Here is a 26,965-nt window from a genome sequence, read left to right on the forward strand (position 1 = left end):
CCCTTCAATGCTCCTATGTTGTGTTAAGTGTTGGCAGATATCTGGACCCCGCCCTAGCGGTCCGGAACTTGGACCCCGAACTTCCCCCTCCCCATAAGAAGTCCGGGGTTTTTTTTGCCTGCGATTTGGCTTATTCCGCCGTTTCGCTGCCCTTGTCCGCCAATTCCATCCAGTCGGCCAATACAGTGTAGGCCTCTTCCAGGCCCATGCGCTTGGGGGCCGAGAACAACTGGATGGTGATCGTGTCGCCCCACCCTTTGCGAATCTCCGACTGCACTTTGAGCAACGTATTTTTTGCCGCGCCGTAGGTGAGCTTGTCGGCCTTGGTCAGCAGGATGTGCATCGGCATGCCACTGGCGACCGCCCAGTCGAGCATCAGCAGGTCGAAGTCGGTCATCGGATGGCGGATGTCCATCATCAGGATCAGGCCTTTCAAACTCTCGCGGCTGCCCAGGTAGGCTTCCAGGTGGCGCTGCCAGTGTTGCTTGAGCGGGATCGGCACTTTCGCGTAGCCGTAGCCGGGCAGGTCGACCAAACGGCGTTCATCGTCTAGCTTGAAGAAGTTCAAGAGCTGCGTGCGGCCCGGGGTTTTCGAGGTGCGTGCCAGGCTGGCATGGGTCAGGGTGTTCAGCGCGCTGGATTTGCCGGCATTGGAACGCCCGGCAAAAGCCACTTCAAAGCCTTCGTCGTCGGGGCATTGATCGACTTTGGCGGCGCTGAGCATGAAGGTGGACTGTTGGCACAGGCCAAGGATGGGGTTCTTCAGTTGCATGGGATTTCCGATGTGGGCGGCGTCGGGAATGGACGCGGCAAGCTGTGTCGTTTCCGTTTCAGTGACGCCAGTATATAATGCCGCAGATTTTGTGTGCGCTTTGTCCCAGCGTAGGATGAAGCACACGGGAGCGACCGACCGAAATTGCGCATTAGAACGCAGCTCGTTCCCAACCCTGAAAAGGTCGTTTTATGACGAAATGGCTGCTAGCTGCCGGTGTCTTGATGCCGCTTTACAGCGCTCAGGCTACACAGGATCCGGAAGCTGTGTACAACCGTGTTTGTGGTGCCTGTCATTCCGGCCAACTCCCCATGGCGCCCCGCAAGGGCGATCAGGAAGCTTGGACGCCGAGGTTGGCGAAAGGTATGGAGACGCTGGTGCAACACGTGACCCAGGGTTTCAAGGCGATGCCGCCGCGTGGTTTGTGCATGGACTGCAGTGCCGAGGATTACCGAGCCATCATCCAGTGGATGAGCGAGTGAACCCGGTCCATAACTCTTTAACCCTTAGCCGTAGTTGGATTAGCTGATGAACAAACTGATCGTGAGTCTGCTGTTGACCTTGGGGATATCCGGCGTAGCCCACGCCGCTGGCGATGCCGCTGCCGGTCAGGCGAAAGCGGCCGTATGCGGGGCCTGCCATGGCCCGGATGGCAATAGCATGGCGCCCAACTTTCCGAAACTGGCGGGCCAGGGCGAGCGTTACCTGAACAAGCAACTGCACGACATCAAGTCCGGCAAGCGCACGGTGCTGGAGATGACCGGCTTGCTGAACAACCTGAGCGATCAGGACCTGGCGGACATCGCGGCGTATTTCGCCAGCCAGAAAGGTAGCGTCGGCGCTGCCGATCCGAAACTCGTGGCCCGTGGTGAAGCGCTGTTCCGCGGCGGTAACCTGGACAAAGGGCTTCCAGCCTGCACCGGTTGCCACTCGCCTGACGGCAAGGGCAACGCCGCTGCCGGTTTCCCTCACCTGGGCGGCCAGCATGCCCAGTACGTCGGCAAGCAACTGACCGATTTCCGCAAAGAAGAAGGCGGCCGGACCAACGATGGCGACACCAAGCCCATGCAGAGCATCGCCAAGAAGCTGAGCGACGAAGATATCGCAGCCGTGTCGAGCTACATCCAGGGCCTGCACTAAGGCCATTGGCGAGCGTTGCGAGGGGAACACCGCTTGCAACGTTAACGCTCGATTAATCTGTCGATGCGAGCATCAAAAGGGTGGCTTTGGCCGCCCTTTTTTGTGGCCGCTGCCGTTACACTAGCGAACTAGAACCCGCCACGGTCAGTCTTAAAAACAGGCCTCGCGAGGTCCCCTCATTGTCCAGGAGTAAAGCATGCGTAATCTGATCACCAGCGCCGCGCTCGTCGTCGCCAGCCTGTTCGGCATGGCCGCCCAAGCCAACGCGGAAGAATCGAAGGCCCCTTACGTCGAATTGACCAATCCGGTTCCGGTGGCCGTGCCTGGCAAGATCGAAGTGGTGGAGCTGTTCTGGTACGGCTGCCCGCATTGCTACGCTTTCGAGCCCGTTATCAACCCATGGGTCGAGAAGCTGCCTAAGGATGTGAACTTCGTACGCATCCCCGCCATGTTCGGCGGCCCATGGGACGCCCACGGCCAGATGTTCCTGACCCTCGAAGCCATGGGCGTCGAGCATCAGGTTCACGCGGCGGTATTCAACGCCATCCAGAAAGAAGGCAAGAAGCTGGTCAAGAAAGAAGACATGGCTGACTTCCTCGCGACCCAAGGCGTCGACAAGGACAAGTTCCTCGCCACCTTCGACTCCTTTGCCATCCAGGGCCAGATCAAGAAGGCCCGGGAGCTGGCGAAGAAATACGAAATCACCGGCGTACCGACCATGATCGTCAACGGCAAATATCGCTTTGACATCGGCTCTGCCGGCGGTGCCGAACAAGCGCTGCAACTGGCCGACCAGCTGATCGCCAAAGAGCGAGCAGCCCCTAAGGCTGCCGCCAACTAAGCGCGGCTCACGCCCATGGCCCGCTGGAGTACCGAACGCATCGTTGGCCTGCATGAACCGCGGGTCAACGAGCACCATGTCACGTCCACGGGCCTGCCTGGCGACAGCCGCTTGCGGCTGCTCAGCTTCAATATCCAGGTGGGCATCAGCACCGAGCGCTACCGGCATTACCTGACCCGGGGCTGGCAGCATCTGCTGCCGCACACCGGACGCGCCGGTAACCTGCAGAAAATCGGCGACCTGCTGAAAGATTTCGATCTGGTGGCGCTGCAAGAGGCTGACGGCGGGAGCCTGAGATCAGGTTACGTCAATCAGGTGGAACACCTGGCCCAACTGGGCGCCTTTCCCTACTGGTACCAGCAACTCAATCGCAACCTCGGACGGCTCGGCCAGCACAGCAATGGCGTGTTGAGTCGTTTGCGCCCCTGGGCGATCGAGGATCATCCGCTGCCCGGGCCCAAGGGGCGCGGGGCGATCCTCGCGCGGTTCGGCGAAGGTCCGGAAGCGTTGGTGGTGGTCATGATGCATCTGGCGCTCGGAGCGCGTACCCGGACGATGCAGTTGGCGTACATTCGCGAACTGATCGGTGGATACAAGCACCAGATACTGATGGGTGACATGAACACCCATGCCTCCGATTTGCTGCAGACCTCGCCCCTGCGCGATCTTGGTCTGCTCGCTCCACAGCTGGAAGCGACGTTCCCCAGTTGGCGCCCCCAGCGTTGCCTGGACCATATCCTGTTGAGCCCGACCCTGACCCTCGAACGCGTCGAGGTGCTGGCCCAACCCATTTCCGATCACCTGCCGGTCGCGGTAGAAATTCGTTTGCCTGGTTCGCTCACGGCTGATGCCTTTCCCGCGCTGAGTCCTGCCCCTCGCGGATCCGATGAATGAGCGACGACGCCGAACGCTGGAGAGAGAAGTACCTCAAGAGTATCGAACAGCAGGAAAAGCTCGAGCGCCGTTGGGCTGCTCGGCTCGACTTGCTGCGTCGTGGCCTGGTGCGCAGTACCCTGGCCGCCGAGGGCACTGACCGAGCTGTCGACCAATGCATGAAAGAGATGCGCGAGGTGGTGCGCACCGATGAAATGGACGCCGGTCTCGCCGCCCTGCTGCCGCGCCTGGAGAAAGCCGTACTCGATTCCGAGCAGCGCCGCGAAACCCGGATCGAGCAGATGAGCACGGCGTTGACGGCCCTGGTTGCCCAGTTGCAGAGCCTGCCGCTGCCGAAGGAAGTCAGCCGGCCACTGAAGAAATTTTCCAAGCAGTTGGAGGAGCGGGTCGGCCAGGCCCGGGAGATTCCGCTGCTGCTCAGCGAATTGAGCGGTTTGCAAGGCAAGGCGCTGAGCGCCCTGGACGCTCCTGTCGAACCGAGTCGACCTGGCCTGCTGCAACGGCTGTTTGGTGGCCAAGGCCATGAAGAAGCGGCGCCCCAGCCCCACGAGCATGCCCAGGCCGGCGTAGCGCCTGAGGCAGAAACGTTCGTGCGCGTAGTCCCGGAGCCGGCAACCGACGCAGAATCCGTCGCGCTAGCACCAGCACCGCAGCCATCGGTCGCGGAGCAAGCTCCCACGTTGGAGGCAGCGCCCGAACCGGTTGTCCCGACTGCACCGAAGATCGAGCCCGCTCCCGTACCTGAAGCCGAAGTGGTTCAGCCCATCAGTGAGCCGGATGAAGCAACCGAACCCGCGCCATTGCCGACGCCAGTCGTCGAAGAACTTCCGATAGCGGCACCTGCGCTGGAGAATCCCGACGAACTTATGCCCGAGGAGCCTGCACAGGCCCTGCCCGCCCCCTCGCAGCCTCCAGCGGAGCCTGCCGAGCCGCTGGAAGCCGTCGATGTGGCTGACGCCCAGTACGCCCTGCCCGACTCGCCGGAACCGTCCTACAGTTCGGTCGCCAAGCACATCGAAGACACGTTGTTGGGCCTGTTGGGCGACCTGACCTTGCCCGAGCGGCATCGGCCACAAGCCGAAGCCATGCGTGAGCGGTTGCGAAATGGCTTGAATTGGTACGAGCTGCTACCGATCCTCGACGATCTTGCAGTATTGATGTTGGCTATCACCGACACCGGCCAGCATGAGTTCGAAGCGTACCTGCAACGGCTCAATGACCGGCTCGAGTCATTCCAGAGCAGTCTGCAGGCGGCCAGTGAAGACCACGCCGACAACCTGTCGGCCTCCAGGGAAATGGACACGCAGATTCGCGAACAGGTAGACGGCCTGCAAAGCAGCGTGCAACAAGCCGATGACCTGGAAGGCCTCAAGCAGGTGCTCGAGAATCACCTCGAAGGCTTGCTCGGCACGATGGATCAACACCGCCAGCAACGTGATCAACGCGAGCAAGAAGTCTCGGCGCGCCTGAAAAGCCTGGCCGATCGCGTCGCGCTGATGGAGCAGGATGCCCAGGTCGTGCGGGAGAATCTCGAGGAGCAGCGGCAAAAAGCACTGGTCGATCCGCTCACCGGGCTGCCCAATCGCGCGGCCTGGTCCGAGCGCCTGGAGCATGAAGTCGGCCAGTGGCAGCAGCACGGCAACAGCTTGCTGCTGGCCATGCTCGATCTCGATCATTTCAAGCGCATCAATGACAACTACGGCCATCTGGCCGGGGATCGGGTGTTGAAACTCATCGCCTCGGTACTGCGTAAACGCCTGCGTGGCGGCGATTTCATTGCGCGTTTCGGGGGCGAGGAGTTTGTCCTGCTGGTGCCCGACACGCCCCTGGCCGCCGGCGCGAAGCTGGCCGAGGCGCTGCGCCTGGCCATCGAAGCCTGCCCGTTTCATTTCAAGGGCGAGCCGGTGACAGTGACGGTATCCATTGGCCTGACGGCCTTCAAACCGGGCGAACACAGTGATTCGGTGTTTAAAAGAGCCGATCAGGCGCTCTATCGGGCAAAAAATGCCGGGCGCAACCGTGTAGAGCTGGGCTGAGGGGCTAATTGTTCCAATTTGTTTAATATCGTCGCGCGCATCGGATCATCGCGGGGCGATACGTTACACTGTTGCATTACTTCCAGCGCGTAATGCCCTCCACCATGAAATTTCTTTCCCTCATTGTTTCTTTATTTATCCTGGCCGGCTGCACCAGCGGCCCGCGGCTCGACACCAGTCACCCTTCCGTCAACCATGACAACCGCATCCAATTCGTGGTGGTGCATTACACCTCGGCTTCCCTGGAGCGTTCACTGGCCCTGCTGACCCATGGCGAAGTCAGTGCCCATTACCTGATCGGCGATGATAAAGGCGCGACCGTCTACAAACTGGTGGATGAAAGTCGACGCGCCTGGCACGCCGGGGAAAGTGAATGGGAAGGCCGGACCTGGCTCAACTCCAGTTCCATCGGCATCGAAATCGTCAATCCGGGTTTCGTCGACACGCCTACCGGACGCCTCTGGTATCCCTACAGCGAAGCCCAGGTCCAGGCCTTGATCGTATTGCTCAAGGACATCATCCAGCGCAACGGAATCAACCCGCGCAGCATCATCGGCCACAGCGACATCGCGCCCCTGCGCAAGCTTGATCCCGGCCCGCTGTTTCCCTGGAAGCGCCTGGCGCAAGCCGGCTTGGGGGTTTGGCCGGACGAGCAGGCAGTGGCTCGCCAGCAGGCCATCTTCGCGCCACAGCTGCCGCCTGCCAGTTGGTTCCAGGCCGAGCTGGCCCGCCTGGGTTACCCGACGCCGCAGACCGGCGAATGGGACGTGGCCACCCACCATGTGCTGGCCGCCTTCCAGATGCATTATCGGCCCACCCGTTTCGATGGCACGCCGGACGCGCAAAGCGCGGCGATCCTGCAGGTGCTCAACCAGACAAAATAATGACGCCCGTCTGACGAATCGGGCCAAATCCAAATCAGAAGCTATAACTCATTGGTAACTTTCGGATTACCCATGATGACGGCTGCCCGTGAAACCCTGCAGAGCTGGCTCCATCGCCCGCTTTTTTTGGCGATGATAGCGGCTGCCCTGAGTACCGTCCTGCTGCTGGCGGGAAGTCTGTTCGTGGTCATGCAACAGATCCAGCAACGCGAAAGCGACCAGATGAATGCCCAGGGCGAGCGCTTTCTGCAACGGCTGGAACAGCTTTTCGGGCAACTGCGCGAAAGCCTCGACGACCTGCAAAACCAGCCGTTGCGTGGGTGTGACGATGACATGATCGCGACCTTGCGAGAGGTCAGTTTCAATTACCGTTTCGTTTATGAGGCGGTGTATATCGATGGCAGCGGCGTCTGTTCCAATCGTCCGCGCCAGAGCGGATTGTCGGTGACCCGCCCACCCGATCTCCGGGGGCCGACCTACAGTTACTGGCTCAATACCACCACCGAACCCAACGAAGACCGCGCGGCATTGATGCTGGGGCGCGGCAATTTTCGGGTCGCCACTTCCCGCGGGCATCTGGCCGACGTGGTCGACCTGCCTCCGGGCAGCAGCCTGCTGGTGGTCCTGGATCATGGCGAGCGAGCCATTCCCGTGTTGGGCCCCCCTCAACACTGGCCGCCCACGGAGCCTTGGCCACCCAAAAGCCACAATGCCTTGCAAGCGACGCAAACCCGGCTGATCTATCGGATGCCCACCGACAGCCCGGAATATCAACTGGTATTGATTGCCCAGCGCAACGGTTTCACGATTCCGGCCAACGCCTGGTGGATGTTGCCCATCAGCCTGATGTTGGGCCTGGGGATTGGTTTTCAGGTGTTTCTGCTGGCGCGCCAGCGCCAATCCATGGATGCCGAACTGCACGGGGCCATTCGCCGCGGTGAGTTGCAGGTGCTTTACCAACCGATTTTCGACCTCAACAGCCGCAATTGCGTCGGTGCCGAAGCCTTGCTGCGCTGGCGCCGACCCGACGGCACCCTGACCAGCCCGGACTTGTTTATCCCGATGGCCGAGAACACCGGACAGATCCGTCAGATCACCGATTTCGTCTTGCAGCGGCTGTTCGATCAATTGGGGCAGTTGCTGCGGGCCAATCCGCAGTTGTACATCTCGGTGAATCTGGCGGCCTGCGATGTGATGGTGCCGCGTATCGGCGAAGTGATCGCCCGCCTGCTGGCGCTGCATCGCGTGTCGGCCCATCAGATCGCCTTCGAAGTGACCGAGCGCGGGCTGATCGATGTATTGGTCGCCCGGGATAACCTGCAATCGCTGCGCGATGTCGGACATCAGGTGTTGATCGACGATTTCGGCACCGGTTATTGCAGCCTGGCCTACCTGCAAACCCTACCGGTGGACTGCCTGAAAATCGACAAGGCCTTCATCGATGCCTTGGGCCACGATGCCGCCAGCAGCGGCGTGGCTCCGCACATCATTCGCATGGCCCATGCGCTGGAACTCAAGGTGATCGCCGAAGGCATCGAGCATGAAGCCCAGGCCTCTTATTTGAGCAGCGAAGGGGTGAGGTTCGGTCAGGGCTGGCTGTTCGCCCATGCTCTCAGTGCGGTGCAGCTCATCGAACTGATTACCCGTGGCCGCCGCCTGCTTGGGCGCCGTTTCGATGACGAAGCCTGAGTCTGCTCAGACCGCCAGCGCCATGTAGAACTGCGTGCCCTGCCCCGGCCTTGAATAAACGCCCATGCGTCCGCCGTGGAGCTGGACGATCTCCTTGCACAGCGCCAGGCCGAGGCCTGCGCCGCCCTTCTTGCGTCCGACCTGGACGAAAGGCTCGAAGATCCGTCCTTGCTGGCCGTAGGCAATGCCTTCACCGTTGTCTTCGACGCTGATGATCACCCGCTCGCCATGGCGTCGGGCCTGCAAGCGAATCTGGCCGTTTTCGGCGGTGTGGCGCATGGCATTGTCGATCAGGTTATCGAGCACTCGATCCAGTTGCGCGGCGTCGGCATGCAGTCGCGGGAGCGGGCCCTGGATCGCCACGAGCAGCTCGATGCCCTTGGCTTGGGCCTGTTCGGTAAAGCGCAGCCGGGCGGCTTCCAGCAGATCGTCGATGGAGCAAGGCGCCAGGGTCAGCTTTTGCAGGCCGTTCTGGTAGCGAGAGAAGTTCAGCAGGTCATTGATCAACTGCATCAGCCGCTGCATTTCTTCCGTGACGGTGTTGAGCAGGTCCGCCTCGCGTGACTCCTCTGGAAAATGCAGGCGCTCCTGCAACAGGCCGAACGCCATGTGCATGCCCGTCACTGGCGTGCGCAGTTCATGGGAGGCACGCAGGACGAACTCGCTGCGCACCCGTTCGAAGGCGCGTTGTTCGGTCACGTCATGCAGCACCATGACCGCGCCGAGGATGTGGCCCTGGGTGTGGCTGACCGGCGTGAGGCTGTAAGTCAGCACCCGCGACTCGCCATCGACTTCGATGCTCAGGTCCTCCGGCACGCGCTCCAGGCTTCCGCCGCGCAGGACCAGGTGCAGTTCTTCATCCAGTTCAAGGCGTCCCAGCGCCTCGCCAAGTCCTTGGCCCAGGCGCGCCTCATCCCAACCCAATTGCCGTTGGGCCACCGGATTGAGGTGTTCCAGCCGGCCTTGGCGGTCGATCATCAGCAAGCCGTCATCGATGCTGTCGAGCACGGCTTGCAAGCGTTGCTGGCCGGCGAGCAGCTCGTCGACATTGGTGGCCTGGTGCTCGCGCAAGGCCTGGGCCATGACCCCGAAACGACGGGTCAAAAGGTTCAACTCGGCGGCGGAGGATATGGGCAGCGTGACCTCGAAATTGCCCTGGCCGATGTCGTCCGCCGCTGCCGCCAGCGCCTCGATCGGCGCGCCGAAACGCCGGGCAATGCCATGGGCGGTGATAAACCCGATGATCAGCACCGCAAACCCCACCAGCCCCAGCAGTCCGGAAATCCACAGCGCCCGTTCACGGGCACGGTCCTGGGTTTCACTGATGTTGGTCAGGGCCTGGCGATAGCCCTCGATCAGCCCATTGCGCAGTACGTTGAATTTTTCGGTGAGGTCCTTGATGCCCGAGAGCTGGCTCGGCTGCTGGCGAGATGCGGTGAAGGCCTCGAGAAACTCAATGTAGTCGGCCTTGGCCTTGCTGAAGCTGTTCGTCGACTCATCCAGTTCCCGTTCGTGGGCGATCCCCTCGTCGATCAACGCCAGGTATTGCTGTTTGGATGCCTCCAGCGCCGCGAGGTCGGGCTTGTCGTCGAGCATGATAATCAACTGATCGCCCAGGGTCTGGCGCAGCTTGAGGCCCAGGTCCAGCAGGATGAAGTTGTCGCGTACCGATTGTTCCTGGGTGTTGGCCATCTGCATCACGCTGACCAGGCCAAGCACCAGTCCCAGCAAGGCCACCGTGATCAGGGCCGAGATACTGAGAAACAGTCGTGTGCGCAGCTTCATCGCCAGTTTCATGAGGTGCTGCTCACAAGTTGTACTGCTTGCGTTTGCGATACAGCGTGGAGGCATCGATCCCCAGGGTCTTGGCCGCCTGGTCGAGGGTGTCGGCCGTGGCCAGCACCGCGCCGATGTGGGCTTTTTCCAGTTCGTCCAGGCTCAGGGCGGCGCCGATGCGCGGCGCATTGTTGACTGGCTGCTCGGCCATGCCCAAGTGACTGATTTCGACTTTTTCCTGGGGGCAGATGATGCTGGCGCGTTCGACCACGTTACGTAGTTCCCGGATGTTGCCTGGCCAACGATAGCCTAGCAGCGCTTCGCGTGCTTCGTCGCTGAAGCCCCGGGCCGGGCGTGCGTATTCCTTGACGAAGCGGGCCAGGAAGCGGTCGGCCAGGGTCAGGATGTCTTCGGCGCGCTCGCGCAGCGGCGGTAGATGCAAGGTAATGACGTTCAAGCGATACAGCAGGTCTTCGCGAAAACGCCCGTCGCGCACCATGTCCTCGAGGTTGAGGTTGGTCGCCGCGAGAATCCGCACGTCGGCACGACGGGTGACCGGATCCCCTACCCGCTCATATTCCTTGTCCTGGATGAAACGCAGTAACTTGGGTTGCAATGTCAGTGGAAAATCGCCGATCTCGTCGAGAAACAGCGTACCGCCGTCGGCCTGGTTGACGCGCCCCAGCGTACTTTCGCTGGCACCGGTGAAGGCCCCGCGGCTATGGCCGAACAGTTCGCTTTCCATCAGTTCGGCGGTCAGTGACGGGCAGTTGATGGTGACGCAGGACTTTTTCGCGCGCTTGCTCCAGCCATGGATCGCCCTGGCCAATTCGCCTTTACCGGTGCCCGATTCGCCGAGGATCAGGATATTGGCATCGGTGCTGGCAACCTGGCGTGCGGTTTCCAGGACGACTTTCATCGCCGGGCTATGGGAGTCGAGGCCGTCCTTGGGCTTGCGCACCTCCCCTTCAAGGGCTTCGAGCCTGGCCGACAACTGGCGTACTTCCAGTTGCTTGGCGGTCGCCAGGCGCAATTGATCGGGGCTGCAAGGCTTGACCAGGTAGTCGGCGGCCCCGGCCTGAATCGCATCCACTGCCGTATCGACCGCCGAGTGGGCGGTGACGATGACCACGCGCATCCAGGGGGCCTGGATACGCATCTGCGCCAACACATCCAGGCCGTTGTCTTCGCCCAGGCGCAGGTCGAGGAAACACAGGTCGAACACCTGGCGTTGCAGCAGAGCGTCGGCTTGCGCGGCGCTGTTGGCGGTGGCAACGCTGTAGCCTTCGTCTTCCAGGCAGTATCGGAACGTACGCAGGATGGCGGACTCATCGTCTACCAGCAGAATGCGGCCTTGATGCTCAGTGGCGGATTCCATTTTTCCTACGCTCCTTTAATGAATGATGATGATTAGTGTCAGAAAAATCGGGCAAGTTGCATGGTCGATTCTGAGGGGATATTACCCACGCAGTATGCCCCTGTGGACGTCTGACTCCTAAAAGACTGATTTGAGTTCCTTTTTTTATGATTCGTGTGGTTCGGACGGTTCGCATTGCTCATTCCGACAGCTACGTCTGACGAGCAATTCAAAAACAATCTAGCGTCTTTTCTCCCTCATTCGTGCAATACGCACGACTGCCACGCGGGCCATCGTGCAGGATGCGCTCCCCGCCTCCGATAACTATTTTGTAACTATCTGATTTTAAAGAGTTTTTTATATAAAAAATCCTGGCACGCCGACTGCAATGTCCTGATCAACGTGGCGTTTAGAGCGCCTCAACCAGATCACCGCACCCGGGTGGGGAGGAATTCCAGGATGAATCGTCAAAGTGCCGCCCAATTTCGATTTTCTTCTCTGCACATTCAGCAAGGCTTATGGGCTGCCCTGGCATTGCTGGTCACCCTCGTGATAGGCCAGCAATGGATGCTCTGGCAAGAGCGGCAACAGCCAGAGGCGCCACAGACGTCGATTCATCGTGCCCCACAAACCCATTTCAGCGCCGTCAGCAGTGTCGCGGAAGCCTCCGCTTCAATGCGCATGATGGATGTCGATCAGGCTCAGCCAGTGGTCGATATGCCACGTGAAGAGCGCTGGGTGTTTTAACCCGATGGACCGGTCGTCCATCGCGCCGGAACCATCATCGCCAGACCCTCACTAAATAGAAAAGCGTAAGGAGAATCACCATGTTGAGCTGGGCAATTACCTTCCTGATCATTGCCATCATCGCCGCAGTACTGGGCTTCGGTGGTATCGCAGGCACCGCCACGGGCATCGCCAAGATTCTCTTTGTCGTGTTTCTGGTGATGTTCATCGCTTCCTTCTTCTTTGGCCGTCGCGGCCGAGGCTGATCATGAGCGTTCCATTCAAAGGACTGGCCGCCGCCCTGTTGTTGGGCGGCAGTGCCATGGCAATGGCTGCCAATGACGGGCAGATGCGGGCCAACGAGTTGCTGGCGTCAGACCCGCAATACCGTGAGACCTGGCAGCACGTCGTGAAAAAAGAAGAACGCCTGCCCGAATGGGTGATGAACCTGTCAGGCGATTCGCAACAGATGAATGCTGTCGAGGAAGATGGCGACAAGTATCTGGTGGGACCCCTGTGTGAAACCCAGGCGACGTGTCGCAGCCAGCGCCTGATCGTCGCCTTCAGCTTCGACAAGGACGAAGCCTACGCCTTGTGGGTACAAGTCCCTGCGGGGCTGCCGGCCGACAAGTCGCCGACGCGGCATGCCGACTACCGTTTCCTCGGCAAGCCCGACGAAGGTATGCAGAAACTGTTAATGGAACAACTCAAGAAAGATCCGAACTGGTACTGATTCTGAAAAATGGGAAAAGCAGCCCTGCTTTTCCCTTCTGCACGGCCCGAGGAGGGCCAGTGCATGACCAGGGGGCCGGGACGTTCTGACTGATGAGAGTCGGAGTGACCTACGGGCACAAGGAGTGCCTGCGAAAGGGCCGGGTCAGGTAAAAGCTGCAACGCAGGTTCGCAAAGCCATTACGGCTGGGCGAACTTGCGTAGCGCTTTATAACGCAGAATACCTGTGCCAGAGCGGTTGATGGATTGGATGCCACCGGTTGCTGCGCGATGCGGCATTTTGTCTCCTCCCGCCGATTTATTGCCCTTTCCCTGACCGTATATCGGAGAATGCCGGCGCGTTTTCTCCCACGGGACACGTCTCGATTCGCAGTCGTTTTATTGGTTGCCCCCGCTGGCGAGAGAAGGCGCAGCTACGCTGAAATGGCCGGCTCACGGCACTTATGCCTGCATAAATGGCCTATTCGAACCGGTTGGGATGCGGGTTTCGTTTGAAAAATCTCATGCCGATTCGGCATAGGGTAGGCGTTTACGGCATTAGACGAGCCCCCCTTGCGTCGCAATAGTTGCGCCTTTTTTCGCCTGCCAGTAAGCCGCTAATGCGCTCGGGGTGACCTTATACGGGGGCAGGGGCGCGAATGTGTTTTGTCATCGACGATTCCGTTCGTACCCCTGTCCGAGACCAACTGAAGTAAGGGTAACGATATGAAGAAGGCACGACTAAGCCTCGCCTGGCAGATCCTCATCGGTCTGGTGCTGGGGATTGCATTGGGCGCGCTGCTCAACCATTTCAGTGCCGAAAAGGCCTGGTGGATCAGCAACGTTCTGCAACCGGCGGGCGATATCTTTATCCGTCTGATCAAGATGATCGTGATCCCGATCGTGATTTCCTCGCTGATCGTCGGTATTGCCGGGGTCGGTGATGCCAAGAAGCTCGGGCGCATTGGCCTGAAGACCATCCTTTACTTCGAAATCGTCACCACCATCGCCATCGTCGTCGGCCTGTTGCTGGCCAACTTCTTCCAGCCCGGCAGCGGCATCGACATGAGCACCCTGGGTACCGTGGATATTTCCAAGTACCAGGCCACCGCCGCTGAAGTCCAGCATGAGCATGCGTTTGTCCAGACCATCCTCAATCTGATCCCGTCGAACATCTTCGCCGCCGTTGCCCGTGGCGAGATGCTGCCGATCATTTTCTTCTCCGTACTGTTCGGCCTGGGTCTGTCCAGCCTGCAATCGGACCTGCGCGAGCCGCTGGTGAAAATGTTCCAGGGCGTGTCGGAAAGCATGTTCAAGGTCACCCACATGATCATGCAATACGCCCCTATTGGCGTATTCGCCCTGATCGCGGTGACGGTCGCCAACTTCGGTTTCGCATCCCTGCTGCCGCTGGCGAAACTGGTGATCCTGGTTTACGTCGCCATCGCCTTCTTCGCCTTTGTGGTGCTGGGCCTGATCGCCCGCCTGTTCGGTTTCTCGGTGCTCAAGCTGATGCGCATCTTCAAGGATGAGCTGGTACTGGCCTACTCCACCGCCAGCTCCGAAACCGTGCTGCCGCGGGTGATCGAGAAGATGGAAGCCTACGGCGCGCCGAAAGCCATCTGCAGCTTTGTGGTGCCTACCGGCTATTCGTTCAACCTCGACGGCTCGACCCTGTACCAGAGCATCGCGGCGATTTTCATTGCCCAGCTGTATGGCATCGACCTGTCCATCAGCCAGCAATTGCTGCTGGTGCTGACCTTGATGGTCACCTCCAAAGGCATTGCCGGTGTGCCGGGTGTGTCGTTCGTGGTGTTGCTGGCTACCTTGGGCAGCGTGGGTATTCCCCTGGAAGGCCTGGCCTTCATCGCCGGTGTCGACCGCATCATGGACATGGCCCGTACTGCCCTGAACGTCATCGGCAACGCCCTGGCCGTGCTGGTCATCGCCCGTTGGGAAGGCATGTACGACGATGCCAAGGGCCAGCGCTACTGGAACTCTCTGCCGCACTGGCGCAGCAAAGAGCCGCTGCCGGCGGGGGAAACGTCCAGTAATTGATGCCTTGAGGCCGCTATCGCGAGCAGGCTCGCTCCCACAGCCACGATCACTGAGAACCCTTGTGGGAGCGAGCCTGCTCGCGATGGCGGCGGCACCTTCGATATCAAGCCAAGCAAACCCCGGAGCAATCCGGGGTTTGTCGTTTCTGCCAGCCCCGCTATCATTCGCGGCATCTTCCGGGGGATTTAACCGATGCTCAATGGCCTGTGGCTTGGCTTCTTTATCGTGGCAGCCGTGTCGGCGCTGGCGCAGTGGCTGATCGGCGGCAATGCCGGGATCTTCGCGGCCATGGTGGAAAGCATTTTCGCCATGGCCAAGCTGTCGGTGGAGGTGATGGTCCTGCTGTTCGGCACCTTGACCCTGTGGCTGGGCTTTCTGCGTATCGCCGAAAAGGCCGGCATCGTCGATTGGCTGGCCAAGGCCCTCGGCCCGCTGTTCCTGCGCTTGATGCCGGAAGTGCCCGCCGGCCACCCGGCCATTGGCCTGATCACCCTCAACTTCGCCGCCAACGGCCTGGGACTGGACAACGCCGCCACGCCCATCGGCCTCAAGGCCATGCGCGCCCTGCAGGACCTCAACCCCAGCCCGACCATCGCCAGCAATGCGCAGATCCTGTTTCTGGTGCTCAACGCTTCGTCACTGACGCTGTTGCCGGTGACGATCTTCATGTACCGCGCCCAGCAGGGCGCGCCGGACCCGACGCTGGTGTTCCTGCCGATCCTGATCGCCACCACGGGCTCGACCCTGATGGGGCTGCTGTCCGTGGCGTTCATGCAGCGCCTGCGCCTGTGGGATCCGGTGGTGCTGGCCTACCTGATTCCAGGTGCGCTGGCGCTGGGCGGTTTCATGGCTCTGCTGGCGACGCTCTCGGCCACGGCCCTGGCCGGGTTGTCATCGATCCTCGGCAACTTGACGCTGTTTGGCCTGATCATCCTGTTCCTGGTGGTGGGCGCGCTGCGCAAGGTCAAGGTGTATGAAGCCTTCATCGAGGGCGCCAAGGAAGGCTTCGACGTCGCCAAGAACCTGCTGCCGTACCTGGTGGCAATGCTCTGCGCCGTGGGTGTGCTGCGGGCTTCGGGCGCGCTGGATTTCGGCCTGGACGGCATTCGCCACCTGGTGCAGTGGGCCGGCTGGGATACGCGTTTCGTCGATGCCTTGCCGACGGCCATGGTCAAGCCGTTCTCTGGCAGCGCCGCTCGGGCGATGTTGATCGAGACCATGAAGACCTCCGGCGTGGACAGCTTCCCGGCCCTGGTGGCAGCGACCATCCAGGGCAGCACCGAGACCACATTCTACGTGCTGGCGGTGTATTTCGGCGCCGTGGGCATCCAGCGAGCGCGCCATGCCGTGGGCTGCGCGTTGCTGGCCGAACTGGCGGGCGTGCTGTCGGCGATCGGGGTCTGCTACTGGTTCTTTGGCTGAGGCCTTCAGGGCGCCGGCGTTGCGAAGCGCTGGCCCTGCTCCAACGTCCAGTTCACCACTTCGGCGGTCAGCCGATCACCAGCCCGGCCAAAACCGTCCACCACCGCTGGCACTTTTGTATCGCCCAGCGGCTGGCGCACTTCAAAACGGCGGCTGGCCAGGATGCGTTGGTCGAACCCGCGCACCAGCAGGGCGTCCAGGCGAATCACCACGCTGGCCGCCGTGCCCTGGTATTCGGTTTGGAACGCTTGCAACTGCCCGCCCAGCTCCAGGTCTGCTTGCAGGTTACTGTCGGCGACGCTCAACAGCCTGACGCGCCCGTCCTGGGCAAAGCCATCGAGCAGGCGGTTGCGCAACAACACCGGGGCCGGGTCGCTCCAGCGCGAGGCCGCATAACTGCTGAACAGATTGCCTTGGGGAATGACCGCGATTTTCGGGCTGTTGAGCACTTCGCTGGCTTGCGGGCTGGCCAGGCGCAACGACCAGTTGACCGTAACGCCAGGGGCACTGGACGCCTGAGTGGCGGGCAGGCGATAGATGTCCGCAGGTTCACTCTTGGGCAGGATCGAACAACCGCCCAGCAGGATAAAGCCGGCCAGCAACAGGGCAGGGCGGACGAGTCGATGGGTCGGCTTCATGGCGTGAACTCCTTGTCCTTGTCGTTACCCAGCAAATAGCCGCTGGGGTTGGCGTCCAGGCGCCGGGATATGCCGCGCAGGGCACTGAGGGTTTCGCGCAGCTCGCGCACGGCCGGCGCCAGGGCATTGAGACCCTGCATGCCGTTGTTCAGCGAGTCGCGGTTGTCGTTCAGCAATTTGTCGAGGGTTGCCGTGCTGCGGGCCAGCGATTGCATGGCCTGCCCGGCACTGCCCACGGCTGCCTTGCCTTGATCGTCGAGCAAGCCATTGGCGTTGCGCATCAACGCCGTGGTCTGTTCCAGCGTGGCGCTGGCCTGTTTGCCGATGGACGCCAGTTGCTGCATGGCCTGGCGAATGTCGCCGCGCTGCTCGGCGATGACCCCAGTGGTTTGCTCCAAGTGTTCGAGGGTGTTGCCCAGGCGTTGGACGTTGTCCGAGGAAAACACCTCGTTGGCGTTGTGCAGCAACAGGTTGATGCTGGTCATCAAGTCATCGCTGTTGTTGAGCAGGCGGGCAATAGGCGAGGGCGCGGCGATGATCACCGGCGGTTCACCGTCGTGCCCCGTCAGCGCCGGGCTCTGGGGCGTGCCGCCGCTGAGCTGGATGATCGAGGTACCGGTGATGCCGGTCAGGGCCAGCTTGGCCTGGGTGTCCTGCTTGATCGGTGTTTCACCGCTCAAGCGTATCCGCGCCAGCACCCGGCGCGGGTCGTTCGGGTCCAGGCGCAGATTGACGACGTCGCCGACCTTGATGCCGCTGTATTCCACCGAACTGCCCCGGGACAAGCCGCTGACCGCCTCGTTGAACACTACTTCGTAATCCTTGAACTCGCTGTCCACGCTGGACTTGGCCAGCCATAGGCCAAACAGCAGGGCGCCGGCCACCACAATGACGGTGAACAGGCCGATCAGCACATGATGGGCTCGGGTTTCCATGTCAGACCTCGTTCGATTGTATAGCGGCCGATAGCGCCGCGCGGCCGCGAGGGCCATGGAAGTATTCGTGAATCCAGGCGTCGTCGGTTTCCGACACCTTGTCGATGACATCGGCCACCAGTACTTTTTTCTGCGCCAGCACCGCCACCCGGTCGGTGATGGTGTAGAGCGTGTCCAGGTCATGGGTGACCAGGAACACACTCAAGCCCAGGGCATCGCGCAGCGTCAGGATCAACTGGTCGAACGCCGCCGCACCGATGGGGTCGAGCCCGGCGGTGGGTTCGTCGAGAAACAGGATGTCCGGGTCCAGGGCCAGCGCCCGGGCCAGGGCGGCGCGCTTGATCATGCCGCCGGACAGCGAAGCGGGGTACTTGTCTGCGGCAGAAAGTGGCAGCCCGGCCAAGGCGAGTTTCACCGCCGCCAGGTGCTCGGCGTCGGCGCGGCTGAGGCCGGCGTGTTCGATCAGCGGCAGGGCGACGTTCTCTGTCACGGTCAGGGACGAAAACAGCGCGCCTTTCTGGAACAGCACGCCAAAGCGCCGCTCCACCCGCGAACGTCGTTCCGGGGACAGGCTCGGCAAGTCCTCGCCGAACACCCGCACGGAACCCTCGCTGGGCTGGTTCAAGCCGACGATGCTGCGCAACAACACCGATTTGCCGCTGCCGGAACCGCCGACCACGGCGAGAATCTCGCCCCTGTACACATCCAGGTCGAGGTTTTCATGCACACTCTGGCGACCAAAGCGATTGCACAGGCCCCGCACTTGAATCACCGCCTCGGTGGGCGGCCGCAAAGGTTGGCTCACCAGTTCATCTCCATGAAAAACAGCGCGGCCACGGCATCCAGCACGATCACCACGAAAATCGACTGCACCACGCTGGACGTGGTGTGGGCTCCGACCGACTCGGCGCTGCCGCTGACCTTGAAGCCCTCCAGGCAGCCCACGGCAGCGATCAGGAAGGCAAAGATCGGCGCCTTGACCATCCCCACCAGGAAATGCTGCACGCCGATGTCCGATTGCAGCAGCGACAGGAACATGGCCGGGGAAATACCCAGCGACAGGGCACACACGACTCCACCGCCGACAATGCCCGAGAGCATGGCCAGGAAGGTCAGCATCGGCAGCGCCACCAACAGCGCCAGCACCCGTGGTACCACCAGCAATTCGACCGGATCGAGGCCAAGGGTGCGGATCGCGTCGATTTCTTCGTTGGCCTTCATCGAGCCGATCTGTGCGGTAAACGCGCTGGCGGTGCGGCCCGCCATGAGGATCGCCGTGAGCAACACACCGAATTCGCGCAGGAATGAGAACGCCACCAGGTCCACGGTAAAGATGCTGGCGCCGAAGTCGGCCAGCACGGTCGCCCCGAGGAACGCCACCACCGCGCCCACCAGGAACGTCAGCAGGGCGACGATGGGGGCTGCGTCCAGGCCGGTCTGTTCGATGTGAACGACCATCGCTGTCATGCGCCAGCGCCTGGGGCGAAACAGGTTGCGGGCCAGGGTTTCCAGGATCAGGCCGACAAAGCCCAGCAGTTGCAGAGTGTCTTGCCAGACTTTGTCCACGGCACGGCCGATGCGCGTCAGCAACTGTGTCATCACGCTGACCTGGGGCTCTTTCAGCGGCACACAGAAGTCCGTCAGCGAGCAATAGACCGTCTGCAGCAGCGCCCGCTCGGCGGCCGGCAAGCTGCAATCGGGGTGCTCGGCGGTCTTGCCCAGCCGTTCGGAACCCAGCAACTCCACCAGCAACGAAGCCCCGGCGGTGTCGAGGGCGCCGAGGCCGTTGAGGTCGATCAGGGTGTTTTCGTCGTATTGGCCGCGCAGTGAGTCGCTCAAGCGCTTGAGCTGCGGGTAGTGGGCCAGCGTCCAGTCGCCGCTGACCCATAGCTTCGCCGCAGAGCCGGACGTATCCAGTCGGGCAGTGCCGGTGTGGGATCCTGGGGTCATAAGCTCCATGCTCGTTCGACTTGAACAGCGCTACCTAATAGCACGGCCGCGGTCATTTTGCTTCGGGTGTGGCGGCGCTCACATTGAAACGCAGCACACCGATCATCTGGCCATTTTCCGTCAACACCCGCACCTGCCATTTGCCGGTCGGGTCATCCGGGAAGTTCTGTTTGTGGGTCCAGGCGCGATAGCCTTCCTTGCGTCCGCCATGGATGTCCAGGGCGATGCGGTCGACTTCTTTACCGTTGAACTGCCAGACATGATAAATCCGCTCATCGAGCCCACGCGGCGCGTTGATGGCCGTGTAGGCATACAAGCCATTGCCGCGAATCTGGGCGGCGCTGACTTCCTTGAGACTGGCGCCCGGCGTGCGGTCCTCCAGTTGGGTGCTGATCGCCACTTCGGTCATCCACAGCGTGGCCGGCGGCACCCAGGAGCGCAGTACCCAGCCGGCGGCGCCAATGCCCAGCGTGATGCACAGGATTGCCAGGGCGTTGCGCACGGTGCGGATCGGGAAGATCGAGGCCAGGCTGGGAAACGACAGCAGCATGGCAATGCCCAGCGCCAGCTTGAAGCTCTGGTCGGTGGTCAGGTGCAGGATGACCGGCAACGCGGTGAGCAGGGCGGCGAACAGCGTCAGCGTGTGCAACGCCAGGAACGCCCAGCGCCGCGGTGCCAGCCATTTGTAGTAGAGCGGGTCGGTGATCGAGATCAGCGCCGCGACCGTCAGCAGGCCGGTGAAAATCAGCTGGCTGCTGTTCCAGGTGGTCGTGATGAAGAAAAACGGCAAGACGAAAAACAGGCTCTCCTGGTGAATCATCTGCGTGGCGTAGCGCAACAGCGGCTGGGGTATTTCCCGCTTGAAAATCCGCGTGAACAGCCGGGTCATGCTGTTCTCGACCATCAGCCAGAGCCAGCTCACCAGCATCATGATGGCGATCCAGGTCGCCAGGCCCTGCTGGCGGTCCACCAACATGAAACTGCCGACCCCGGAGATGAAACCACCGAGCGCAATGACCCCTGGATAACGCTTCATCAATTCAAGGATGCGCTGGACGTAGAGCGTCAGGTTTTGCATTCGGTGGTTTCACAGTAAGTCGTAGGAAATATCCCTGACAGAGTATCGTCAGGACATCGATGTGACGAGTGCTCTTGTGGCAAGTGGGATTTGCTGTGGGAGCAAAGCTTGCTCGCGAAACAGGTGCCTCGGTTTCGGAAAGACCGCGTCGCGTCCATCGCGGGCAAGCCTTGCTCCCACACAGCAGACAGATGCCCTCGCCACAAATGTGGGCCGCCACGAATCATTCTTCGTTCGGTCGGGCCCTGCGTCGCACCTGCCACACCACCAACCCGAGCAACAGCAATCCCAGCACACCGCCCAACCCCCACACGAGCTCATCATCACTGAGCAACGGCTTCTCGATACGCAGGTAACCCGGGTCCTTGAGCAGTTCACGCAGGGCCACGTTGGCCTGTTCCAGGCTCACCCCCTGCAAGCGCACGGCCGGGTTGGCGAAGCGGCCGTCTTCATAATCACCCAGGGCGCCCCAATAATAATCGGCCAGGGCGCTGTTACCTTGAACCGCCCAGGTCTGATGCGCGATGGCCGCGCGTTTGATGCGCATGAAACTGTCGGGATCGAGGCCATCCTTGAGCAGCGTATTACGCAGTTCCTCGAGCGCCTGTTCCGCTTGGGGTAGATCCTCGCGGGCCAGGTCCGCATTCAGGCTGAAGAAGCCGACGCCGCCGAACACCTCGCGCTCGGTCCACGGCCCGTAGGACAGGCCGCGGGCCAGGCGCAGTTGGCGATAGAGCGCCCAGTCCAGGTAATCCTTGAGCAGGTCGAAGGTTTCGTCATGCTGCTCGTCCAGCACCGGCTCCGGGAACAGCCAATGCAGCTTGGCGCTGTTGCCCACCAGGCCACGGATCAGGTTGCGTTTGGTGACCGCTTTGTAGCGGATCTGCGGCAGTGCCTCGTGCACGCTGGGCTCCACTGGCTCGAATTCGCCAAAGGCGCGTTCCAGGTAGGCCGGCAGCAGTCGGTCGAGATCGCCGACCACGATCAGCGTCATGTTGTTCGGCGCATACCAGTCCTTGCGCACCTGCTTGAGCCGGGCAAGGGTGAGGTGTTCGACCTCGGCCCGTTCCGCGCAGCGCAGGCCCAACTCAACCGCCAACTGGTTGCTGGCCTTGTGGCCCAGGTCCTGGTGATCGAGCCAGCGTTGCAGGTGGGTGTAGTGGCCGCCGTCTTCGCGTTCCACCACCCGTTTGGCCGCCTCCAGGGCTTTTTCATCGAGGCGGGTGCGGGTCAACAACGCCAGTAGCAGGTCCAGGACTTTGCGTTGGTTGCGCGCCGGCGCTTCGATGACAAACGTGGTGTCGGCGTTGCTGGTGAAGGCGTTCCACTCGCCACCCAAGGCCTGCATGCGCTCCTCCAGGCCGCCTTCGCCACTCTCGTCGACGCCGCTGAACAGCAGGTGCTCGAGCAGATGGGGCAGTTCCTTGTCGGCGCAACTGAAGTCGTCCAGGCCCACGCCGACCACCAGGCGGATCGCCACATGCCCGCGCTCGGTGCCGGGCTTGAGCATCAGCTGCATGCCGTTGGGCAATGTATAACCTTCGACCTGGAACCGGTCCAGGGCAACCACGGGCAATGAGCCGAGCAAAAGAAAGGCGAGCAACAGACAACGCATAAGGGCTTCCTGGCGGCTGAGTGGAGATCCATGGTGCCGGGCAGGCCATTATCGGCGGATCGTCGCCCGGGGTCGGCTCGCTCCTCCTATCGAATCTATGGGGTTTTCATGACAGCGGGAGCAGGCGGGCCGGTGAACGGTTTCAGGCCCGAGCCATTGTTACTGACTGACCAACGCGCCAGTCGTTCACGGCGAATGGGTAATGTCGCTAATTTCATCCGCCGCCAGCGCGCCGATCTCGGACGTCTCCAGCACCACATAGGCGCTGCCGCAAAACAGCGAATTGAGGCGTCTCATGTCGGCGATCAGCTCCAGGTGCAGGGAACTGGTCTCCAGGCTTTGCACGACCTTGCGCTGCAGGCGGCTGACATGGGCATGGGCCATTCGCCGTTCCTGCGCCCGAAAGCGCCGTTTCTCACGCAGCAACTGGCGGGCGCTTTCCCGATCGGCACTGAGGAACACCGACAGGCCCAGCCGCAGGTTGGCGATCAAGTGGCTGTGCAGCCCGGCCAGCTCCTCCAGGCCTACCTCGGAAAACGAGCGCCGTTGCGAGGTCTTCTGCTGCTGGACCTTGCGCAACATGCGCTCGATGAGATCGCTGGCCAGCTTGAGGTTGATCGCCAGCTCGATGATTTCCGCCCAGCGACGGCTGTCCTGTTCACTGAGGTCCTCGCGGGGCATTTGCGCCATGTACAACTTGATGGCGCTGCACAACGCCTCAATGTCGTCACTCATGCGCCGGACTTCCTGGGTGACCGCGGTCTGCTCGCCGCGCAGCACGTCGAGCATGGCTTCGAGCATGTTTTCAATCAGGTCGCCGATGCGCAGGGTTTCCCGGGCGGCGTTCGCCAGCGCCAGGCTTGGCGTGGCGAGGGCCGCGAGGTCCAGATGCCGGGGCGTGGCCGTGCCGTTGGTGTTCGGACGTTCCGGCAGCAACCATGTGCAGAGCCTGGCCATCGGCGCGACGCTGGGCAGCAGCACCAGGCAGCGCACGGCGTTATAGAGCAGATGGAAACCGATGACCGTTTCCTGGGGGCTGAAATCCAGGCCGTCCAGCCAGCCCACCAGCGGATCGAGCACTGGAATGATCAGCAACAGCCCGATCAGCTTGTACAACAGGCTGCCCAGCGCCACCTGGCGCCCGGCGGTGTTCTGCATGCTGGTACTGAGGAATGCCAGGACGCCGCTGCCGATGTTGGCGCCGATCACCAGGCCGATGGCCACTGGCAGGCTGATCACCGCGGCGCCGGCCAATGTCGCGGTCAACAGCACGGCGGCCAGGCTGGAATAGGAGATCATCGCGAACAGTGCACCGACCAAGGCATCGAGCAGGATGTCGCCGGTCAGCGAGGCGAAGATCACTTTCACGCCTTGGGCATGGGTGATGGGCGCGGCGGCTTCGACGATCAATTGCAGGGCCAGGATGATCAGGCCCAGGCCGATGCCGACCCGACCCATTTGCCCGACGCGGGTCTGTTTGCGCGACAGGAAAAATATCACCCCGAGGAAAATCAGCAGCGGCGACAGCCACGAAAGGTCGAGGGTCAGCACCCGTGCCATCAGCGCGGTGCCGACATCGGCGCCCAGCATCGTCGCCAGGGCCGGGGTCAGCGCCATCAGGCCCTGGCCAACGAACGAGGTGACGAGCATGGCCGTGGCGTTGCTGCTCTGGACCATGGCCGTGACCATGATGCCGGCGACAAACGCCAGCCAGCGCCTGGACATGTTCTGGCCGATGACATGGCGCAGGTTCGAGCCATAGACCCGCAAGATGCCGGTACGCACGATATGCGTGCCCCAGATCAGCAGGGCCACGGCGGAGAGCAAATTCAGCAGGGTCAGCATGAGAAGCCCCCTGTTAGCGTCCCAAAGGGACAAATTGACGATGCCACATTCTTCTTTCTTGTACTTAAGCTGTAGTTGCCGAACGGTTCGAGCGCCAGCATTGCACAGCTAAAGATGGCTTTGAAACAAAACTGTCATAAAAAACCATTCACCAAAGACACGAAACCCTGTGGGAGCGAGCCTGCTCGCGATAGCGGTCTGTTAGCCAATGAAGATATTGAATGTTGCGGCCTCATCGCGAGCAGGCTCGCTCCCACAGGTTTTGCATCCGGTTACCTTCCGGCAGGCATGAAAAAGGGGCTCGAAAGCCCCTTCATTCATTGCCCCGCAACCCTTACTGGCCCGGAACATCCTTACGCAGTTTCACCGGATCCTGCTGCTTGCGCTTGCGGGCAATCGCCGTGCGCATCTTGATGTTGATGGCTTCCACCGCCAGGGAGAAGGCCATGGCGAAGTAGACGTAGCCTTTTGGTACGTGCACGTCGAACGATTCGGCGATCAGCACGGTACCGACCACCAGCAGGAACGACAGCGCCAGCATTTTCAGCGACGGGTGCTTGTCGATGAACTCACTGATGGTGGCCGAGGCCAGCATCATCACCAGCACGGCAACGATGATCGCCGCCACCATCACCGGTACGTGGGAGACCATGCCGACGGCGGTAATGACCGAGTCCAGGGAGAACACGATGTCGATGATCGCGATCTGGATGATGGTGTAGATGAAATTGCCGCCCTTGCCCGCAGGCTCGTCGTTGGTTTCATCTTCGCCTTCCAGCGCGTGGTACATCTCCTGGGAGCTTTTCCACAGCAGGAACAGGCCACCGAAGAACAGGATCAGGTCACGACCGGAGATACCCTGGCCGAACACTTCGAACAAGTCGGCGGTCAGGCGCATGACCCAGGTGATGGACAGCAGCAACAGGATCCGCGTGACCATGGCCAGCGCCAGGCCGAAGATCCGGGTGCGCGCCTGCATGTGCTTGGGCATGCGGCTGACCAGGATCGAGATCATGATGATGTTGTCGATACCCAGGACAATTTCCAGGGCGGTCAGGGTAAAGAAGGCAACCCAGATTTCCGGGTTGGTCAGCCATTCCATGTGAGTTCCTTTGAGCGAGTGTTAAACCACGACGCCAGCGATGAGCTGGCGGCGTAGTCGTTTGATGCCGTTACAGTTACAGAGTGCTGAACAGCGGGAAAGTCCCCAACAGCAATGCCGCAACCAGTATGCACAGGCAGACCAGTACTGCCCACTTCAGGGTGAAACGTTGGTGATCGCCGAACTCGATCCCGGCCAGCGCTACCAGCAGGTAGGTCGATGGTACGAGCGGGCTCAGCAGATGGACCGGTTGGCCGACGATCGAGGCCCGGGCCATTTCCACCGCGGTGATGCCGTAGTGGCTGGCCGCTTCGGAGAGCACTGGCAACACACCATAGTAAAACGCGTCGTTCGACATGAAGAACGTGAATGGCATGCTTACCAGCGCCGTGATCACCGCCAGGTACGGGCCGAGGAAATCAGGGATCACCGCCAGCAGGCTTTTCGACATGGCATCGACCATGCCGGTGCCGGACAGGATACCAGTGAAAATACCTGCCGCGAAAATCAGACTGACCACCGACAACACGCTGCCGGCATGAGCCGCGACGCGATCCTTCTGCTGTTGCAGGCAAGGGTAGTTGACGATCATCGCGATACTGAACGCCACCATGAACAGCACGGGGAGCGGCAGGAGGCCGGCGATCAGGGTGCACATCAACGCCAGGGTCAACAGGCCGTTGAACCAGATCAGCTTCGGACGGCGAGCATCCGGGAACTGCGAAACGCTGATTTCGCTGTGATCGATCTCGTCGCCGACCAGGTGCAGCTCACCCAGGCGCGCCCGTTCACGCTTGCCGTAGAAGTAGGCAATCACCAGGATCGCCACCACGCCGGCGGCCATCGCAGGAATCATCGGCACGAAGATGTCGGACGGGTCCACGTGCAGCGCACTGGCCGCACGGGCCGTCGGGCCGCCCCACGGGGTCATGTTCATCACGCCACCGGCGAGGATGATCAGGCCAGCCATGATGCGCGGGCTCATGCCGATGCGGCTGTAGAGCGGCAGCATCGCGGCGACGCAGATCATGTAAGTGGTCGCGCCGTCACCATCGAGGGAAACGACGAGCGCCAGGACGGCGGTACCGACCGAAACTTTCAACGGGTCGCCCTTGACCAGCTTGAGGATCTTGCGCACGGCCGGGTCGAACAGGCCGGAGTCGATCATCAGGGCAAAATACAGAATCGCGAACATCAGCATCACCCCGGTCGGGGCGAGCTTGGTGATGCCTTCGAGCATCATCGGGCCGATCTTCGGTGCAAAACCACCGAACAGGGCGAACAGGATCGGGATGATGATCAAGGCGATCAGCGCGGACAGGCGCTTGGTCATGATCAGGAACATGAACGTGATGACCATGGCGAAGCCAAGGAAAGTCAGCATAGGAAATACTCCAGGCGTGGCGCGGCGGGCAAAGGCGAACCGGATGGGTCAGCGCAGGATGCAGGGCTCGGGACGGACGGATGGAGTGGGTGCAGCGGGACGGGTAGCAGCG

The 26,965-nt window shown here is 61.4% G+C and carries 24 protein-coding genes; 12 read left to right on the forward strand and 12 right to left on the reverse strand.

Annotated features, from left to right (window positions below; all coding sequences use genetic code 11):
* Nucleotides 1-130: 130 nt before the first annotated feature.
* Nucleotides 131-772: a ribosome biogenesis GTP-binding protein YihA/YsxC gene (gene yihA, locus PBDP_RS00180; RefSeq protein WP_116833823.1), complete on the reverse strand. Its 642-nt coding sequence runs from the start codon at nucleotides 770-772 to the stop codon at nucleotides 131-133.
* Between the two features lie 191 nt (nucleotides 773-963).
* Here yihA and PBDP_RS00185 point away from each other — a divergent pair, with 191 nt between their 5' ends.
* The 7 genes from PBDP_RS00185 to PBDP_RS00215 all read left to right on the forward strand — a co-directional run bounded on the left by PBDP_RS00185 (nucleotide 964) and on the right by PBDP_RS00215 (nucleotide 8,256).
* Nucleotides 964-1,254, forward strand: coding sequence for a c-type cytochrome (locus tag PBDP_RS00185; RefSeq protein ID WP_003196231.1), 291 nt, complete (start codon nucleotides 964-966; stop codon nucleotides 1,252-1,254).
* 46 nt (nucleotides 1,255-1,300) lie between these two features.
* On the forward strand, nucleotides 1,301-1,912 hold the full coding sequence (locus PBDP_RS00190) for a c-type cytochrome (RefSeq protein ID WP_109752861.1): 612 nt from the start codon (nucleotides 1,301-1,303) through the stop codon (nucleotides 1,910-1,912).
* 196 nt (nucleotides 1,913-2,108) lie between these two features.
* Nucleotides 2,109-2,753: a thiol:disulfide interchange protein DsbA/DsbL gene (locus PBDP_RS00195; protein ID WP_109752862.1), complete on the forward strand. Its 645-nt coding sequence runs from the start codon at nucleotides 2,109-2,111 to the stop codon at nucleotides 2,751-2,753.
* A gap of 15 nt (nucleotides 2,754-2,768) precedes the next feature.
* On the forward strand, nucleotides 2,769-3,647 hold the full coding sequence (locus tag PBDP_RS00200) for an endonuclease/exonuclease/phosphatase family protein (protein ID WP_109752863.1): 879 nt from the start codon (nucleotides 2,769-2,771) through the stop codon (nucleotides 3,645-3,647).
* On the forward strand, nucleotides 3,644-5,683 hold the full coding sequence (locus PBDP_RS00205; protein ID WP_212801664.1) for a GGDEF domain-containing protein: 2,040 nt from the start codon (nucleotides 3,644-3,646) through the stop codon (nucleotides 5,681-5,683). Before PBDP_RS00200 ends, PBDP_RS00205 begins: the two co-directional genes overlap by 4 nt.
* Nucleotides 5,684-5,787: 104 nt before the next feature.
* The gene (locus PBDP_RS00210) at nucleotides 5,788-6,567 is read left to right on the forward strand and encodes an N-acetylmuramoyl-L-alanine amidase (protein ID WP_109752865.1); all 780 of its coding nucleotides are present in this window, start codon (nucleotides 5,788-5,790) and stop codon (nucleotides 6,565-6,567) included.
* A 75-nt stretch (nucleotides 6,568-6,642) separates the two neighbouring features.
* Nucleotides 6,643-8,256, forward strand: a complete 1,614-nt coding sequence (locus tag PBDP_RS00215; RefSeq protein WP_212802467.1) for an EAL domain-containing protein — start codon at nucleotides 6,643-6,645, stop codon at nucleotides 8,254-8,256.
* A gap of 6 nt (nucleotides 8,257-8,262) precedes the next feature.
* Here the strand turns inward: PBDP_RS00215 and PBDP_RS00220 are convergent, their stop codons facing one another.
* Together PBDP_RS00220 and algB are read right to left on the reverse strand one after the other, a co-directional pair.
* Nucleotides 8,263-10,053, reverse strand: a complete 1,791-nt coding sequence (locus PBDP_RS00220; RefSeq protein WP_163855989.1) for an ATP-binding protein — start codon at nucleotides 10,051-10,053, stop codon at nucleotides 8,263-8,265.
* A gap of 10 nt (nucleotides 10,054-10,063) precedes the next feature.
* Nucleotides 10,064-11,410, reverse strand: coding sequence for a sigma-54-dependent response regulator transcription factor AlgB (algB, locus tag PBDP_RS00225; protein ID WP_003196247.1), 1,347 nt, complete (start codon nucleotides 11,408-11,410; stop codon nucleotides 10,064-10,066).
* Between the two features lie 438 nt (nucleotides 11,411-11,848).
* Here algB and PBDP_RS00230 point away from each other — a divergent pair, with 438 nt between their 5' ends.
* The 5 genes from PBDP_RS00230 (at nucleotide 11,849) to PBDP_RS00250 (ending at nucleotide 16,306) form a co-directional block, all read left to right on the forward strand.
* Nucleotides 11,849-12,136 (forward strand): hypothetical protein, encoded by a 288-nt coding sequence (locus PBDP_RS00230; protein ID WP_109752867.1) that lies wholly within the window; start codon nucleotides 11,849-11,851, stop codon nucleotides 12,134-12,136.
* Nucleotides 12,137-12,216: 80 nt separating this feature from the next.
* Nucleotides 12,217-12,381, forward strand: a complete 165-nt coding sequence (locus PBDP_RS00235; protein ID WP_003177151.1) for a DUF1328 domain-containing protein — start codon at nucleotides 12,217-12,219, stop codon at nucleotides 12,379-12,381.
* 2 nt (nucleotides 12,382-12,383) lie between these two features.
* Nucleotides 12,384-12,848: an inhibitor of vertebrate lysozyme family protein gene (locus PBDP_RS00240; protein WP_116833826.1), complete on the forward strand. Its 465-nt coding sequence runs from the start codon at nucleotides 12,384-12,386 to the stop codon at nucleotides 12,846-12,848.
* A gap of 704 nt (nucleotides 12,849-13,552) precedes the next feature.
* Nucleotides 13,553-14,884 carry a glutamate/aspartate:proton symporter GltP gene (gltP, locus tag PBDP_RS00245; RefSeq protein ID WP_116833827.1) on the forward strand — a complete coding sequence of 444 codons (1,332 nt, stop codon included), beginning with the start codon at nucleotides 13,553-13,555 and terminating at the stop codon, nucleotides 14,882-14,884.
* 192 nt (nucleotides 14,885-15,076) lie between these two features.
* A complete protein-coding gene (locus PBDP_RS00250) occupies nucleotides 15,077-16,306 on the forward strand; it encodes a spore maturation protein (protein ID WP_116833828.1) in 1,230 nt (409 codons plus the stop codon).
* Between the two features lie 5 nt (nucleotides 16,307-16,311).
* Here the strand turns inward: PBDP_RS00250 and PBDP_RS00255 are convergent, their stop codons facing one another.
* The 9 genes from PBDP_RS00255 to PBDP_RS00295 form a co-directional block, all read right to left on the reverse strand.
* Nucleotides 16,312-16,944 carry an ABC-type transport auxiliary lipoprotein family protein gene (locus tag PBDP_RS00255; RefSeq protein WP_212801665.1) on the reverse strand — a complete coding sequence of 211 codons (633 nt, stop codon included), beginning with the start codon at nucleotides 16,942-16,944 and terminating at the stop codon, nucleotides 16,312-16,314.
* Nucleotides 16,941-17,879 (reverse strand): MlaD family protein, encoded by a 939-nt coding sequence (locus PBDP_RS00260; RefSeq protein WP_109752872.1) that lies wholly within the window; start codon nucleotides 17,877-17,879, stop codon nucleotides 16,941-16,943. Before PBDP_RS00260 ends, PBDP_RS00255 begins: the two co-directional genes overlap by 4 nt.
* A gap of 1 nt (nucleotide 17,880) precedes the next feature.
* Entirely contained in the window at nucleotides 17,881-18,684 is an 804-nt protein-coding gene (locus PBDP_RS00265; RefSeq protein ID WP_116833830.1) for an ABC transporter ATP-binding protein, read from the reverse strand.
* Nucleotides 18,681-19,829 (reverse strand): ABC transporter permease, encoded by a 1,149-nt coding sequence (locus PBDP_RS00270; protein WP_212801666.1) that lies wholly within the window; start codon nucleotides 19,827-19,829, stop codon nucleotides 18,681-18,683. The genes PBDP_RS00265 and PBDP_RS00270 overlap by 4 nt, the downstream gene beginning before the upstream one ends.
* 52 nt (nucleotides 19,830-19,881) lie before the next feature.
* Nucleotides 19,882-20,907 carry a DUF5924 family protein gene (locus tag PBDP_RS00275; RefSeq protein WP_109752875.1) on the reverse strand — a complete coding sequence of 342 codons (1,026 nt, stop codon included), beginning with the start codon at nucleotides 20,905-20,907 and terminating at the stop codon, nucleotides 19,882-19,884.
* Between the two features lie 223 nt (nucleotides 20,908-21,130).
* Nucleotides 21,131-22,522, reverse strand: a complete 1,392-nt coding sequence (locus tag PBDP_RS00280) for a M16 family metallopeptidase (protein WP_212801667.1) — start codon at nucleotides 22,520-22,522, stop codon at nucleotides 21,131-21,133.
* 186 nt (nucleotides 22,523-22,708) lie between these two features.
* Nucleotides 22,709-24,367 (reverse strand): Na/Pi cotransporter family protein, encoded by a 1,659-nt coding sequence (locus PBDP_RS00285; RefSeq protein WP_109752877.1) that lies wholly within the window; start codon nucleotides 24,365-24,367, stop codon nucleotides 22,709-22,711.
* 334 nt (nucleotides 24,368-24,701) lie between these two features.
* Nucleotides 24,702-25,469 carry a TerC family protein gene (locus PBDP_RS00290; protein ID WP_109752878.1) on the reverse strand — a complete coding sequence of 256 codons (768 nt, stop codon included), beginning with the start codon at nucleotides 25,467-25,469 and terminating at the stop codon, nucleotides 24,702-24,704.
* Nucleotides 25,470-25,545: 76 nt separating this feature from the next.
* Entirely contained in the window at nucleotides 25,546-26,853 is a 1,308-nt protein-coding gene (locus PBDP_RS00295) for a CitMHS family transporter (protein WP_109752879.1), read from the reverse strand.
* Nucleotides 26,854-26,965 lie beyond the last annotated feature (112 nt).

Source organism: Pseudomonas sp. St290 (assembly GCF_018325805.1).
In the GTDB taxonomy this organism is placed as follows: Bacteria; Pseudomonadota; Gammaproteobacteria; order Pseudomonadales; family Pseudomonadaceae; genus Aquipseudomonas; species Aquipseudomonas bijieensis.